The 14123-nt window shown below is 61.8% G+C and carries 13 protein-coding genes; 11 read left to right on the top strand and 2 right to left on the bottom strand.

The window, feature by feature from the left end; genetic code table 11:
* Nucleotides 1–28: 28 nt before the first annotated feature.
* On the bottom strand, nucleotides 29–1582 hold the full coding sequence (locus BP737_RS02630; protein WP_342685868.1) for an FAD-dependent oxidoreductase: 1554 nt from the start codon (nucleotides 1580–1582) through the stop codon (nucleotides 29–31).
* A gap of 108 nt (nucleotides 1583–1690) precedes the next feature.
* On the opposite strand from BP737_RS02630, the gene BP737_RS02625 reads away from it, so the two are divergent.
* Nucleotides 1691–2923: a glycosyltransferase gene (locus BP737_RS02625; RefSeq protein WP_292409017.1), complete on the top strand. Its 1233-nt coding sequence runs from the start codon at nucleotides 1691–1693 to the stop codon at nucleotides 2921–2923.
* Nucleotides 2924–3048: 125 nt separating this feature from the next.
* Nucleotides 3049–3804 carry a coenzyme F420-0:L-glutamate ligase gene (locus BP737_RS02620; RefSeq protein ID WP_292409009.1) on the top strand — a complete coding sequence of 252 codons (756 nt, stop codon included), beginning with the start codon at nucleotides 3049–3051 and terminating at the stop codon, nucleotides 3802–3804.
* On the opposite strand, the gene BP737_RS02615 is transcribed toward BP737_RS02620, so the two are convergent.
* A complete protein-coding gene (locus BP737_RS02615; RefSeq protein ID WP_292409006.1) occupies nucleotides 3801–3959 on the bottom strand; it encodes a preprotein translocase subunit Sec61beta in 159 nt (52 codons plus the stop codon). The two genes, BP737_RS02620 and BP737_RS02615, sit on opposite strands and share 4 nt — an antisense overlap.
* Nucleotides 3960–4005: 46 nt before the next feature.
* On the opposite strand from BP737_RS02615, the gene BP737_RS02610 reads away from it, so the two are divergent.
* The 9 genes from BP737_RS02610 to BP737_RS02570 form a co-directional block, all read left to right on the top strand.
* Nucleotides 4006–5049 (top strand): amidohydrolase family protein, encoded by a 1044-nt coding sequence (locus tag BP737_RS02610; RefSeq protein WP_292409004.1) that lies wholly within the window; start codon nucleotides 4006–4008, stop codon nucleotides 5047–5049.
* Between the two features lie 36 nt (nucleotides 5050–5085).
* Nucleotides 5086–5514: a universal stress protein gene (locus BP737_RS02605; RefSeq protein WP_292409002.1), complete on the top strand. Its 429-nt coding sequence runs from the start codon at nucleotides 5086–5088 to the stop codon at nucleotides 5512–5514.
* 14 nt (nucleotides 5515–5528) lie between these two features.
* Nucleotides 5529–6389 carry a CBS domain-containing protein gene (locus tag BP737_RS02600; protein ID WP_292409000.1) on the top strand — a complete coding sequence of 287 codons (861 nt, stop codon included), beginning with the start codon at nucleotides 5529–5531 and terminating at the stop codon, nucleotides 6387–6389.
* 145 nt (nucleotides 6390–6534) lie between these two features.
* Entirely contained in the window at nucleotides 6535–7179 is a 645-nt protein-coding gene (gene psmB, locus BP737_RS02595) for an archaeal proteasome endopeptidase complex subunit beta (protein WP_292408998.1), read from the top strand.
* Nucleotides 7180–7199: 20 nt separating this feature from the next.
* Nucleotides 7200–9092, top strand: a complete 1893-nt coding sequence (locus BP737_RS02590) for a beta-CASP ribonuclease aCPSF1 (protein ID WP_292408996.1) — start codon at nucleotides 7200–7202, stop codon at nucleotides 9090–9092.
* 2 nt (nucleotides 9093–9094) lie between these two features.
* Nucleotides 9095–10171 carry an MFS transporter gene (locus BP737_RS02585; protein WP_292408994.1) on the top strand — a complete coding sequence of 359 codons (1077 nt, stop codon included), beginning with the start codon at nucleotides 9095–9097 and terminating at the stop codon, nucleotides 10169–10171.
* An 8-nt stretch (nucleotides 10172–10179) separates the two neighbouring features.
* Nucleotides 10180–11610, top strand: a complete 1431-nt coding sequence (locus BP737_RS02580) for an aldehyde dehydrogenase family protein (protein ID WP_292408991.1) — start codon at nucleotides 10180–10182, stop codon at nucleotides 11608–11610.
* A 207-nt stretch (nucleotides 11611–11817) separates the two neighbouring features.
* Entirely contained in the window at nucleotides 11818–12561 is a 744-nt protein-coding gene (locus BP737_RS02575) for a fasciclin domain-containing protein (protein WP_342685866.1), read from the top strand.
* Nucleotides 12562–12852: 291 nt separating this feature from the next.
* Nucleotides 12853–14123, top strand: a 1271-nt coding sequence (locus BP737_RS02570) for a fasciclin domain-containing protein (protein ID WP_342685865.1), incomplete at its 3' end; no start/stop codon positions are given.

The raw sequence follows: 14123 nt of genomic DNA, 5'->3' as shown, positions 1-14123 counted from the left end.
CTTATCTTCTTCCGGGGTTTGGAGCGCTCTATGGGCGAGGGTTCCGCCTCCTTCGCGGCACAAGGTTCCTGACAGCCGGCCCGTGGATCACCTTCCCGAAGGTATCGTAGCGCGAACCGTGGCAGGGGCAGTCCCAGGTCTCTTCGGCGTTGTTCCAGGCGACGGTGCAGCCCATGTGCATGCAGGCCGGGTCCAGCGCAACGACTCCCCCGCGCCCGTCCCGAAAGACCGCAACCTTCCGCCCGTCGATCTCGACGACCCTCCCTTCCCGGGGCGGTATCACCGCGGCTTCTCGGTCGAGCCGGCCGGCGTCGATCTCGACCGGTCCCTTGACGACCGCGGGTTTCTTCCGTACCCCGTCGGGATACTCCGGCTGCCCCCCGAACCGTGCAGGATCGAAGACCTCCGCCCAGGGATTCGTGCGGCCCCGGACCAGGTCCGTGAGGATCATCCCTGCCGCGGTGCCGTTGGTCATCCCCCACTTCCCGAACCCCGTGGCGACGAAGACGCGGTCGTGCCCGGAGGCGAGCGGGCCGATGTAGGGGACGCGATCGGCCGTGACGTAGTCCTGCGCCGACCAGCGGTAGTCGACGACTCCGTCCGGATAGACCGAACGTGCATACGCTTCAAGGCCGCGGCAGTGCGCTTTCGTGTCGGTCGCCTGCCCGGTGTCGTGCTCCGCACCGGTGACGATGACCAGTTCGCCGGCATCTGCGGGATGCGACCGCCAGGAGTGAACGGGCCCTCCGGCGTTGATGAAGACGCCGTCCGGAAACGGTTCGCCGGTCCGGATGCCGAGGGCGTAGGAGGTAGACGGCCGCATCCGGGCGAAATATGCGCCGGGACAGTCGTAGAAGGGATACTGCGTGGCGAGAACGGCGTAGTCGGAAGAGAGCGTTCCCCGGTCGGTCCTCACCGCGACGCCGTCCGGCCGCTCCTCGAGGTCCAGGGCCCTTGTCGTCTCAAAGACGTAACTCCCCTCCCCCGGGAGGTGTCCGGCGAGCAGCAGCAGGTAGTTACGGGGGTGGAACTGCGCCTGGTCCTCCAGAGCGACGGCCCCGTAGGTCTCCATCGGCAGCGGCACGTCGTCCACGAACGCCGCCGGGAGCCCGAGGCTTCGTGCCGCGTCGGCCTCGGCCGCAACAGACTCGCGGGTCTCTTCCGACTCAGCGTAGGTGTAGGCAGGTTTTCGCTCGAAACTGCACGGGATGCTGTATTCCCGGACGAGTGAGGCGATCATCTCGATTGCCGCCCGGTTTGCAGCGGCGTACTGCCGGGCCCCTGCTTCGCCGAACCGATCGATGAGGTCCCGGTAAATCAGCCGGTGAAGGGAGGTGATCTTCGCCGTCGTATACCCGGTGGCGCCCGTGACGATCCGGTAGGCGTCGATGAGGGCGACGGTCAGTCCCGCGCGTTTCAGCAGAAAGGCCGTGGTGATCCCCGCGATTCCGCCTCCGATCACCGCAACGTCCGCGTGTCCGTCCCCGTCAAGCGGCGGAAACCCCGTCTCCGGCGAGGAATCTATCCAGTACGACTCCGCCGTCCCCGGCAGATCGGTGCTCCGGTCCGGTGATGCTTCCATACCCCCCCGTACCTCCGCCTGACGGGAAGACCGCGCACCCATATAACGGTTGTGCGAAGGCACGCCGTTACGCATAAGTGTGATCGCGGGGATGCAGAGGTGATCGGGATGGGGGATATTCACGGGATCAGGGATTATGAACCGTACGTAGGAAAAGAGACCGTACGCCGCATTGAGGCGAAGGCCCGGCCGCTCCGGGACCTCCACGTCATGCACATGAACTCCACCTACTACGGCGGCGGCGTCTCCCAGGTCCTGTCGTCTCTGACGCTCCTGATGAACAGTCTCGGCATAGAGACCGGGTGGCGCGTCGTCCACGGCCCGCCGGACTTCTTCAGCGTGACAAAGAAGTTCCATAACGCCCTCCAGGGTACCGAAATCAACCTGACCGACCGCAAGAAGGAGATCTATGAAGATGTCGTTCACGAGAATGCGATACGGAACCACCTCGACCACGACGTGATCATCATTCACGACCCGCAGCCGCTCCCGTTGATCACCCATTACCGGAAGAAATGCCCCTGGATCTGGCATTGCCATGTCGATCTCACCACTCCTGACCCGGCGGTCTGGAACTACCTTCTCCCGTTCATCGAGAAGTACGACGCCGTCATCTTCTCAAACAGGGATTACCGGCAGAACCTCCGAACACCGCAGGTCTTCTTCACGCCAGGTGTCGATCCCTTCTCCATCGTGAACCGGGAACTCTCCGAGAGCGCCATCGACGAGCGCCTTGCACACTACCATATTCCGACCGACCTCCCCCTGGTCGTTCAGGTCTCGCGGTTCGACCACTGGAAGGACCCCGAGGGGGTCGTCCGGGCTTTCCAGAAGGCCAGGAAGGAGGAGGAGTGCACCCTGGTCCTCGTCGGGAACGTGGCGACCGACGACCCGGAGGGCGCGGACGTCTACCGGTCGCTCCTCTCCCACCGGGGCGAGCGGATCATCGTGCTGAGCGTCCAGGACGGGGCGCTCGTGAATGCGCTCCAGCGCCGGGCGGCGGTCGTCCTGCAGAAGTCCCTCCGGGAGGGGTTCGGGCTGACGGTATCGGAGGCGATGTGGAAGGGTGCGGCGGTGGTCGGCGGCAACGTCGGCGGCATCCGCTACCAGATAGAGGACGGCGTGAGCGGATTTCTGGTCTCCTCCGTCGATGAGGCTGCGGAGAGGATCGTCCGGCTGCTCCGCGACCCCGACCTCGCGGAACGGCTCGGACGTGCGGCGCGCGAGCGGGTGCGAGAATGCTTCCTCTTCACCCGCTCCGTCGAGCAGTACCTTGACCTGATCGGCGCGTTCGATCCGGAGTTCCGGCTGACGCGGGAGGTGGAGTCTCCCTGCTGGTGATTCTCCAAAAAACAGGGTCGATCACGCGCCGCGCACCCGACCGCAACTGTAATCGGTGAAATTCGGCGGCGCCCGGTTGCTGAAAACCCGAGCATTTTTCTGCAAGCGGAGACGATCACTGATCCATGGCAATCCAGGTAATCGGTGTTCAGGGCCTCCCCCTGATCCAGAACGGCGACGACCTGCCAGCCCTGATCTGCGACCGGGTCAGGTTCGAAGACGGAGATATCCTCGCGGTCGCCTCGTCGGTCTACTCAAAGGCAAAGGGCTTCACCCGCGACCTCGCCGAGATCAACCCCGGTGCGGACGCCGTCCGGATCGCGGCAAAGACGAAGGAAGACCCCCGCTTCGTGCAGGCGGTGCTGGACTCGTCGACCGATATTCTGCTCGAGCACCCGTTCATCCTCTCCGCCCTCCCATCCGGTCACATCGGCGTGCGGGCAGGCGTCGACCACAGCAACGTCGAAGACGGCCGGATCATCGTCCTCCCTCCCGACCCCATGGGGGCCGCCGGCGAGGTCCGGAACGCGATCCGTCGCATCTCCGGAAAGGACGTCCGGGTGCTCATCACCGACACCTGCGGGCGGTCGTTCCGGCGCGGCCAGACCGGCATCGCCATCGGATGGTCAGGAATGACGGCGATCAACGATTATCGGGGCGACACCGACCTCTTCGGCCATGTCCTCGAGATCACCGAAGAAGCAGCGATCGATGAGGTTGCGGCCTTCGCAAACTTCGTCATGGGCGAGAGCCACCAGGGTGTTCCTGCCGTGGTCTTCCGGAACTGCCGGACCTGGAACGGGCACGATTCCGTCTACTTCACGCCGAAAGAGGATATCATCAGGGCGGCCCTGACGGCCCTGAAGAACAAAAAGGATTAGAAGAGGGCATTGAGGATAAAGACTGCCGCCCCGGTCACGATGGTTACGATGATCACGACTTGCGGGCTGATATGGATTGCCCGGTGATCTTCACTGTCGTAGTAGTTGACCAGGCCGGCAGAGGAGACCAGTCTTCCGCCAGATTTTTTCGCCATACAGAAATATTCTCTCTTACCATATTTAAAACACGGGTCCAACCAAATGCAAGCCGCATCGTATGTCGTCACCGGCCGGGCGCTTCTCGGCGAAGACCTCAGGGAAGAGGACGTCAGCATTGTCGTTTCGGGGGGGGTTATCACCTCGATAGAGCCCGCTCCCCGGAGACCGAACCGCTGGATCGTGCCCGCCTTCTTTAACGCCCATACCCACCTCGGCGACACCGTCGCGATGGACCTCCCTGTCCGGGGCAGCCTTGCGGACCTCGTCAAACCCCCGAACGGGTTAAAACACAGGGTCCTTGCGGCAACTCCGCGGGCCGACCTCGTCAGGGGGATGCGGTCAAGCATCGTCGCGATGATCGCGACCGGAACAGCCGGGTTTGCCGACTTCAGGGAAGGAGGGGCTGCAGGTGTGGCGGCGCTCCGCGAGGCGGCCGCCGGACTCGACTGCCTGCCCGTCATCCTCGGCCGCGAAGGCGGCGAGGAGGTGAGCGACGGGGCGGGCATCAGCAGCGCCCACGACGTGGCGAACGCCGAAGAGGTCGTCAGAGGCGCGCGGGCCGCGGGGAGGCTCGTCGCCTTCCACGCCGGGGAGAAGAACCCGGACGATATCGATGAAGCGCTCACGTTTGAGCCAGACCTGCTCGTCCATTGCACCCACGCGACGGACGCGCAGCTCCGGCGGATCGTCGATATGGATATCCCCGTCGCCGTCTGCCCGCGGTCGAACTGGTTGCTCGGCGTCGCGGCGTCCCCGGCGCACCCGCCGATTGCGCGCATCCTCGAACTCGGCGGCAGGTTCTATCTCGGGACGGACAACGTTATGTTCGTCCAGCCGGACCTCTTCCAGGAGATGGCCTTCACCGCGACCGTCTACCGCGCGCCCCCTGCCGACGTCCTGCGCGCTGCGGTCTCGGGGGCCGGACTCGCCGGAAGACCGGGATACCTCGAAGAGGGGCAGGAAGCACATCTGCTGGTCTTAAACCCGGAGAAAGGTAATCTCTCCTTCAGTAAAGACATCCGGGCAACCGTTGTAAAGCGGCTGGATTCTTCATTCGTCGACCAAACAGTTTTAACCACGCAATAGAAAACAGATAAGAAGTATCTGTTCTGCGTGGTGTGTATGTTCCGTAAGATACTTGTTGCTATAGACGGTTCAGAGCCGGCTAACCGGGCTTTAGAGGAGGCTATCGGCGAGGCCGGCGTCTGGAACGCCGAAGTTCATGTTGTTTATGTGGTCGAATCCGGACTCTTTTCGTCCCTTCCTATGGACAACACACTCGAAGTCATGTACAGTGTTTTGCAGAAGGAAGGCAAGGAGGTTCTTGAAGCAGCTCGAAAGAAGGCGGATGCAGCAGGCGTTTCGCTGACCACGCACCTCGGGCAGGGGCATGCGGGGTCTCAGATCGTCGCCCTCGCCAAAGAACTGGGAGTCGATCTCATCATGCTCGGGTCTTACGGCAAGAGCGGTGTCGACCGCCTCCTCCTCGGCAGCGTGACCGATTACGTCGTGCGGAACAGTTCTATTACGACCACGGTGGTGAGATCATAGCCGCTTCTCAGCAGATGTTCGTCCGGGACTTTATGGTAACCGACGTCGTCTGCGTTGAGATCCCCGGCAACAGGGACGACGTTCTGCGCATCTTAAAGCGCACGGGTATAAGTGGTGTGCCGGTCTTGAAGAACGGAGAGCTTGTCGGCATCATCACGCGTAAGGACCTTCTCCGCAAGGCGGAAGAGACCCAGCTCGGGCTTTTGATGACGCCGAACCCGGTCGTCATCAGGCCGGACGCTCCCATCTCGGAGGCGGCCCAGTTGATGGTGCGGCATAACATCAGGAGGCTGCCCGTCATGGAAAACGGGTCGATGATCGGGCTCATCAGCGTGGCCGACCTTATCGGCGCCATCGCCCAGATGCGCCTCACCACCCTCATCAAGGACAACTACGTCAGCAAGACCTATGCCCTCTGGGAAGAGACGCCCCTCTCGCTGGTGGGGAGAGTCCTTGAGATCTCCGGCTACGACGCCATCCCCGTTCTGATGGAGGACGGCACGCTCACCGGCATCATATCGGAGCGGGACCTCATCAGGCACTCGCGCATTGAGGACGGCGTCGAGGTCAGCGACTTCTCAAACGGCACGGACGATGACGAGTGGACCTGGGAGAGCATCCGGGATATGCACACCATCAGTTACGGGATCTCCCGGATCCAGCTCCTCCCGATCCCCGTGAAGAACGCGATGGTCCGGAACGTTCTCGCAGTTCCTTTGAACGCCGAGGTCAGCGAGTGTGCGCTGAAGATGAGGCGGTCCCGGGTCGATCAACTCCCGGTGGTCAACGGGAACAAGCGGCTCATTGCCATGCTCTTCGATCGGGAGTTGATCAAAGTCCTGCTGCCGGACCCGCAGGGTCTGCGAAAGAGTTAAGGGGCAACATTCATATAGTATATGGATGACTATCAAGTCGTGCCCAAAAGTCGGTACGACGATAAATTTATGTTTTATGATATCACTATACGCTTAACCGCTTTTGAGCGAGATAAAGTGTTTTAATGATTTTAGGGGTGCTTCAATGGCTGATATTTCCCAACAGATAATGACAGGCACAACCACGGTAGGACTGATCTTCGACGGCGGCGTTGTCCTTGCGACAGAGATGCGGGCAACGATGGGAACCATGATCGCGAGCAAGCGGGCCAAGAAGATCTATCAGATCACGCCGAGGATTGGCCTCACCACCGCCGGCGGCGTCGGTGACGCGCAGCAACTCGTTCGGATACTGCAGGTCGAGTGCAACCTCTTTGAGATGCGCCGCGGCAAGACCATGTCCGTCGGTGCGGCATCGACCCTGCTCTCGAATTACCTGAATCAGAACCGCTACTACCCGTATTACGTCCAGCTCCTGATGGGCGGGTTCGACGATGAAGGACCGAGCGTCTACTCCGTCGATGCCATGGGCGGAGCGACGAAGGAAGAGGATATCGTCGCTACCGGCTCGGGATCTCCCTATGCCTACGGTGTGCTCGAGGACCAGTATCGCCCCGACATGAAGGAGGACGAGGCAAAGGACCTCGCCGTCCGCGCCGTCAGCTCGGCGATGCGCCGTGACGCTGCATCCGGCGAGAACATCATGGTGGTCGTGATAACGAAGGAGAAATACGAAGAACACATAGAGAGCGGGTTGCAGAGGCCGTCTGCGGCCCACTCGACATCCTGACATTTTTTAGGACGATTTTAATGGTTATTGATGAGAAACTCCGGGACCTTAAGGAGCAGATCGAGAAGATTGTTCCCAGTGGGATTGCAATTTCGGACGTCGAGTTTGAGGGGCCTGAACTTGTCATTTATACCGATGATCCGAAACTGTTTGCCGATCAGGCGGACCTGATAAAAGTACTGGCGCGCGACCTCCGGAAGCGCATCGTCGTGCGCCCGAATATCCTTGAGGACCCGGAACGGGCGGCTCAGGAGATCCGGGCCGTGGTGCCGGAGAGTGCGGGGATCTCCGATCTCTTCTTCGACCCGGAGACCGGCGAAGTCCTGATCGAGGCGGAGAAGCCCGGCGTCGTCATCGGCAAGAACGGCATTACGCTCCGGGAGATCACAAAGCAGATCGGCTGGACGCCGAAGGTTGTCCGGACACCGCCCATCGAGAGTTCGACGGTGAAGCAGATCCGCACCTACCTCCGGTCGGTGAAGGACGAACGCAAGGCGTTCCTGCGAGCGATCGGCCGCCGCATCCACCGGGAGGTCACGAGCAAAGACCAGTGGCTGCGGGTCACCACGCTCGGATGCTGCCGTGAGGTCGGCCGTGCTGCGTTCCTGGTCTCGACGCCGGAGAGCAAGATCCTGGTGGACTGCGGGGAGAAGCCGGGCAGCGCCCAGAACGGGACGCCGTACCTCTACGTGCCCGAGATTTATCCGCTCGACTCGCTCGATGCGGTGGTGCTCACCCATGCGCACCTCGACCACTGCGCTCTCGTTCCCCTTCTCTTCAAGTACGGCTACGAAGGGCCGGTCTACTCGACCCCGCCGACGAGAGACCTCTCGACGATGCTTCAGCTCGACTACCTTGACGTCGTCCGGAAGGAGACGGATAAGATCCCCTACACCTCAAACGAGGTGCGGACCTACATGAAGCACTCCATCACCCTCAACTACGGCAGCGTGACCGATATCGCCCCCGACGTCAAGCTCACCTTCCATAACGCGGGGCATATCCTCGGGTCGGCCATCGCGCACTTCCATATCGGTGAAGGTCTCTACAACATTGCGTTTACCGGGGACTTCAACTACCAGAAGACGCGGCTCTTCTCCCCGGCAGTATCGACCTTTCCCCGCCTTGAGGCGCTCTTCATGGAGAGCACCTACGGCGGGTCGAACGATATCCAGCCCCAGAGGAAAGACGCGGAGGATAAACTCTACGAGACGGTCTCGCGGACGATCAAGCGCGGCGGCAAGGTGATCATCCCTGCGTTTGCCGTCGGGCGGTCGCAGGAGGTCATGCTCGCCCTCGAGGAGGGTATCCGGAAGCAGAAGATACCCCCGGTGAAGATCTACCTCGACGGTATGATCAAGGAAGCGACGGCCATCCACACGACCTACCCGGAGTACCTCAACAGCGATCTCCGGAACCAGATCTTCCGCGAGGGCCTCAACCCCTTCCTTGCCGAGGCGTTCGTCCAGGTGGACTCGCCGGCCATCCGCGAGCAGGTGATTACGGGCGACCCGTGCGTCATCATCACCACGAGCGGCATGTTGAACGGCGGGCCGGTGATGGAATATCTCAAGGCTCTCGGCCCCGATGAGCGCAATGCGCTTGTCTTCGTCGGCTACCAGGCGGAAGGGACGCTCGGGCGGCGCATCCAGAAGGGGTGGCGGGAGATCCCGCTCGGGTGGCGCGAGACGATCGTGATCAACCTCGAGATCGTGACGAGCGACGGGTTCTCCGGCCACTCGGACAGGAAGCAGCTGATGAACTACGTCGCTCACCTTCAGCCGCGCCCGGAGAAGATCTTCACCATCCACGGCGACGAGAACAAGACCCTCGACCTTGCAAGTTCCATCTACAAGCGCTACCGCATCGAGACGCATTCTCCCATGAACCTTGAGACCTACCGCATGATCTAGGGATGCTCCGGAATCTGCCCGTCCTTCTCGGGATATTCGTGGTGATGGCGCTCTCGAACGCCGTCGTCCCGGTGCTTCCCGATTTCGGCGAGGGAGCGGCGATGCAGGGTGCGGTCTACGCCGCCTACTTTCTCGGCACGTTCGTTACGGTGCTGCCGGCAGGGATGGCAAGCGACCGGATCGGCCGCGTACCGTTCATCCGTGCCGGTCTTCTCCTGACCTTCGCAAGCGGAGTCCTCATCCTGCTCTTTCCTTCCGGGTTGCCGCTGATCGTCTTCCGGGTGGTGGAGGGGATCGGTGCCGGGCTCTTCCTCTCGGCGGCGTTTGCGTGGGCAAATTCGCACCCGTCGTCCGGGCGGGTCAGCGGATATGTTGTGGCGGCCCAGAACCTGGGCCTGGTCGTGGGGCTCCTTGCCGCAGGCTGGCTCGATGCGGCCCTCAATAGCCATCTTGCCGGAATTGCCCTCTTTACGGTGCTTGCCGCCCCTGCGCTCGTGATGGGCATCGCGGTCCGGGAGAGCGAACGGGACGGGTTCGCGAGCGTCGACATCTCCCCGATCGTCCGGGACTACTTCTGGCTGTTTGCCGCAGCAGCCGTCCTGGTGGGCATGACCGGGGCGGTGGCGGCTGTTTACCCGGAGTATACCGGACAGGACCCGTCGATCCTTGCCCTGCAGCTCGCGACGATCAACGTCGCGACCGCCGTTGCCGTGCTCATTGCGCCGCGCTTCTCCCTCCGTCCGGTCCCGACCCTCCGGGTCTCGTCGATCCTGATGGCCGGGGCGGTGGCGGCGGGTTACGTTACGCCTTATGCCTTTCCCTTCATCGGCGCCCTTGCGGGAGTGGTGATCGTCGCGGCGCTTGCATTCCTTGCAAAGACCAGGGTTCAGCAGGGCGTTATGACCGGGCTCTTCAATTCCGCAACTTACGCCGGGTTTACGCTCCTTCCCGCCCTTGCGGGGCTGGCCGCCGGAGCGTTCGGTTTCCTGGCCGCGTTCCTCCTGCTGGCCGGGATGTCGGCGGCGATGGCTGTTCCTGTCGGCAGGTGCCGGTGCGCATATTACCACCCCCGTCTATAGGATCGGGTATGAAGATGCTGATCAACGGTGAGCAGCGCGACGCGGTCTCCGGGAAGGTGTTTCCCGTGCATAACCCCGCCACGGGGGACGTGGTTGATGAGGCGCCGCTTGGGGGCGAGGACGATGTCCGGTCCGCTGTGGAAGCCGCCGGGGAGGCATTCGGGGACTGGGCCGGAAAGAGTCCCCGGGATCGGGCGAAGGTCCTCTTCTTCGCAGCAGAGGAGGTGCGCCGGCAGAACACCGATCTCGGGGCGCTCCTGACCGCCGAGCAGGGAAAGCCCATCCGCGAAGCGGTCGACGAGATCAACGGGTTTGCGAACATCCTCGAGTATTACCATGCCCTCTCTGCGGGAGGAGAGGGAGAGTTCATGAAGATCCGGGGATACGGCCGTGCCGTTGTCAGGAGACGCCCGCTCGGCGTCTGCGGCGCGATCATCCCCTGGAACATGCCGGCGATCATCATGGGCTGGAAGATCGGGGCGGCTCTGGCGGCGGGGAATACTCTGGTCTTAAAGCCCGCCACGACAGCCCCGCTGACCTGCATGCGGCTCACGGAGATCCTTTGGGGTGCGGGCCTTCCGCCGGGTGTCCTGAACGTCGTCACCGGCCCGGGGGAGACGGTCGGCCGGGAGATCGCGAGGAACCCGGGCGTTCGGAAGGTTTCGTTTACCGGCGAGGTCGAGACAGGACGGCAGGTCGCCCTGGACGCCGCACCGACGATGAAGCACCTCACGCTGGAACTCGGAGGCAGCGACCCGATGATCGTTTGTGACGATGCGGATATCGGAAAGGCGGTCGAGGGAGTCGTCCGGGGGCGGTTCTACAACTGCGGTCAGGTCTGCACGGCGGTCAAAAGGCTCTATGTCTTTGAATCGATCGCGGACGAGTTCGTGCGACGTCTGGTAGCCCGGGTCGGGGCGATTGTGGTCGGGAACGGTATGGACCGCGGCGTCGGCATGGGCCCGCTGAACAACCGGGCGGGCCTTGAGCGGGTCAGCGGCCTGGTCGATGCCGCCCGGGAGCGGGACGAGGGGGAGATCGTCGCGGGCGGACGGGCCCCGGCGGGGAAAGAGTACGAGCGCGGTCATTTCTTCCTGCCGACGCTCGTCACCGATGTTCCGTATGATTCCGCTCTCTTCACGGAGGAGGTCTTCGGTCCGGTGCTGCCGATTGCCGCCGTCCCGGACCTCGACGAGGCGCTCAGTGCGGCGAACAATAGTCGTTACGGTCTCGGGGCATCGGTATGGACCCGGAACGCGGATACTATCGCCCGGGCGACGGAGAGCCTCGAAGCGGGGATCGTCTGGGTCAACCAGCACCTGAAGATCCCTCCGGAGGTACCGTTTGGCGGGACGAAGGCAAGCGGTATCGGCCGGGAAAACGGCAGCCGGGCGCTTGAGGAGTATACGGAGGGGAAAGCCGTACTGGTACGGCTGTAACCCTTGAAATCGGGGAGGGCCGGCCGATTGCGCAAGGATTACCGGGGCCTTCCTGGACTCACCGGGGGTGCCGGCCCGTCCGGGACGCCTGCTTTAATATTCAGTGTTTGAGGTTCGTTCTTCCGAAACAGTGTTTGTTGTAAGTATGCGAAGATTTATATAATTCAATATATATCCTCTCCCTCCTCCCAAGGGGGGGATGATAGTATGAGACGATGGACAACGTTAGGTGTGTGTATCCTTGTCCTTCTGGCAATGCCGTTTGGTGTGACGGCGGCAGTGGTTGGGGACGAGAATGCAACAACGACACCCGGGAACCTGACCGGACAGGATAACGAAACCGCAAATATGACAGTCGCCACCGCCATCGAGCAGGACCAGAACCTGACGAGGTTCGCCGAAGCGATGGATGTGGCAGGGCTCTTTGACACCCTGAACTCCGGAGGGCCGTATACGGTCTTTGCACCGAGCGACGAGGCGTTCGACGCCCTCGGTAACGACACTGTTCTCCGGCTCATGACCGAGCCCGAAAACCTGACCCTGGTCCTTCAGTATCACGTTGTTGAAGGTGAGTACACCGTAGCGGACCTCACAAACATGACCGAGAACCAGACCGGAAACGAGACCGGAAACGAGACCGGGAACCAGACGGGGAACGAGTCTGACGGTGGAGTTCTCGATATCTTCGGCGGGCTCCTCGGCGGGAACGAGACCGGAAACGAGACGACGCTCACAACGCTCTCCGGTGAGAGCCTGAACGTCAGCGTCAGCGACGGCGAGGTTATGGTCGAGAACGCGACCGTCACCGAGGCAGACACCAACGCGACAAACGGTGTGATTCACGTCATCGACCGGGTGCTGGTGCCTGAGAGCGTGAACCTGACGGCGGCCGAGAACCAGACCGTGACTCCGGAGGCGGGTCTCAACGAGACGGTGAGTAACGTGCAGTGAACGTAATAGAAGGATGGGGGGCGGCAACCACCATTGCCGTCCTCTGAATTCTATCACGAGTATTCGATCTTTATTCCGAGCCTTAACGTCACTTCTGTCTTTGCAGGCGCGGCCGGTGAAAGAACGCAAACCGGGTGTGCCGTCAATTGCCCGTGACCGGGACCGTGGGGCTCTCCGGCCGCAGCAGTCCGGAATATGGGCCCTGATCCATGTGGGTAGGCGTTTAATCATAATTATAACAATATTTTTATATTACATTGGATATTCATCTGCCTGAAAGGGGGGATATGTATGAAACGACCTTTACTGTTCAGTCTGTGCCTCGTTCTTCTCCTGTCGTTTTCTGCCGCAAGCACGGCAGTCCTGATCGGAGAGGGGCCGGTCGAACTGAACCAGGGTGAGTCTGTGAACATTACACCGATTAACGGTACCGAACCGTATGAGGTGCCACAGACGACCGTTCTTGGAGCACTTGACAGGGCCGCGGTTCTCGGAGCGTTCGAGTACCAGGTTGCTGAAGACCTGCCTCCGGAGGAGGGGAATTTAAGCATTTTCTCGATTACGGACGTTGAGAACGAGGTGGTAAACGGGACACCGAACAACTGGACCTACTGGGTGAATGGCGAGGAAGGCACGACCGGGCCCGCGGTGACGGATGTGACCGACGGGGACAACGTGACCTATTCTTACGGGCCTCCGGGCCACACTCCTGAGAACGCCTCATACACGCTGTTCGTGAACGTAAGCGTACCCGGCGGAGGCGTGACACCGGAACCGACCGGGAATGTAACACCGGAACCCACCGGGAACGTGACACCGGAGCCGACCGGGAACGTGACACCCGAACCCACCGGGAACGTAACACCGGAGCCGACCGGGAACGTAACACCTGAGCCGACAGGGAACGTAACACCGGAACCCACCGGGAATGTGACGCCTGAGCCGACCGGGAACGTGACACCGGAGCCGACCGGAAACGTGACACCCGAACCGACGACCGGAGCGGGCATCACGGCCGAGATCGCTGCGGGGCTTTCCGGGGAGGGGAACCTGACGACGTTCGTTGGAGCCTTAAATAACTCCACTCTCGACCAGAAACTCGAACAGAACAGGACGTACCTCGTATGCGCTCCGACCAACGATGCGTTTGAAGGGCTCGGCAATCAGACCCTCGCGGCCATCATGAACAACACGACGCTCCTGAACACCATCATCGAGTACCACGTCATCCAGGGAGACTACACGATCGAAGAACTCATACAGCTCTGTCAGAATTCGACCGACGGCCAGATCTCGCTGCCGACCGTTGAGGGAACGGACGTTAACGTCTCGCTCACCGACGACAATCAACTGGTTATCAACAACATTGCCGTCGTGACCCAGATCCCGATCACGAACAGCATCACCGTCTACGTGATCGACGGTGTCCTGATCCCATCAGGTGCCCAGATTCCGCCTCCGACCGGGAACGTGACACCGACACCGACCGGGAACGTGACACCGGAACCCACCGGAAACGTGACACCGGAACCCACCGGAAACGTGACACCGGAACCCACCGG

The organism is Methanoculleus sp. UBA291 (assembly GCF_002499755.1).
Lineage (GTDB): Archaea > Halobacteriota > Methanomicrobia > Methanomicrobiales > Methanoculleaceae > Methanoculleus > Methanoculleus palmolei.
Note: the sequence above shows the minus strand (reverse complement) of the source record. Positions and strands in the feature narration are given on the sequence as shown.

Excerpts from the sequence above, each read along its gene's own strand:
- BP737_RS02580 (WP_292408991.1), top strand. The coding sequence starts at position 10,180 with ATGAAGATGCTGATCAACGGTGAGCAGCGCGACGCGGTCTCCGGGAAG.
- BP737_RS02590 (WP_292408996.1), top strand. The coding sequence starts at position 7,200 with ATGGTTATTGATGAGAAACTCCGGGACCTTAAGGAGCAGATCGAGAAG.
- psmB (WP_292408998.1), top strand. The coding sequence starts at position 6,535 with ATGGCTGATATTTCCCAACAGATAATGACAGGCACAACCACGGTAGGA.
- BP737_RS02610 (WP_292409004.1), top strand. The coding sequence starts at position 4,006 with ATGCAAGCCGCATCGTATGTCGTCACCGGCCGGGCGCTTCTCGGCGAA.
- BP737_RS02575 (WP_342685866.1), top strand. The coding sequence starts at position 11,818 with ATGAGACGATGGACAACGTTAGGTGTGTGTATCCTTGTCCTTCTGGCA.
- BP737_RS02625 (WP_292409017.1), top strand. The coding sequence starts at position 1,691 with ATGGGGGATATTCACGGGATCAGGGATTATGAACCGTACGTAGGAAAA.
- BP737_RS02585 (WP_292408994.1), top strand. The coding sequence starts at position 9,095 with ATGCTCCGGAATCTGCCCGTCCTTCTCGGGATATTCGTGGTGATGGCG.
- BP737_RS02600 (WP_292409000.1), top strand. The coding sequence starts at position 5,529 with ATGTTCGTCCGGGACTTTATGGTAACCGACGTCGTCTGCGTTGAGATC.
- BP737_RS02630 (WP_342685868.1), bottom strand. The coding sequence starts at position 1,582 with ATGGAAGCATCACCGGACCGGAGCACCGATCTGCCGGGGACGGCGGAG.
- BP737_RS02605 (WP_292409002.1), top strand. The coding sequence starts at position 5,086 with ATGTTCCGTAAGATACTTGTTGCTATAGACGGTTCAGAGCCGGCTAAC.
- BP737_RS02615 (WP_292409006.1), bottom strand. The coding sequence starts at position 3,959 with ATGGCGAAAAAATCTGGCGGAAGACTGGTCTCCTCTGCCGGCCTGGTC.
- BP737_RS02620 (WP_292409009.1), top strand. The coding sequence starts at position 3,049 with ATGGCAATCCAGGTAATCGGTGTTCAGGGCCTCCCCCTGATCCAGAAC.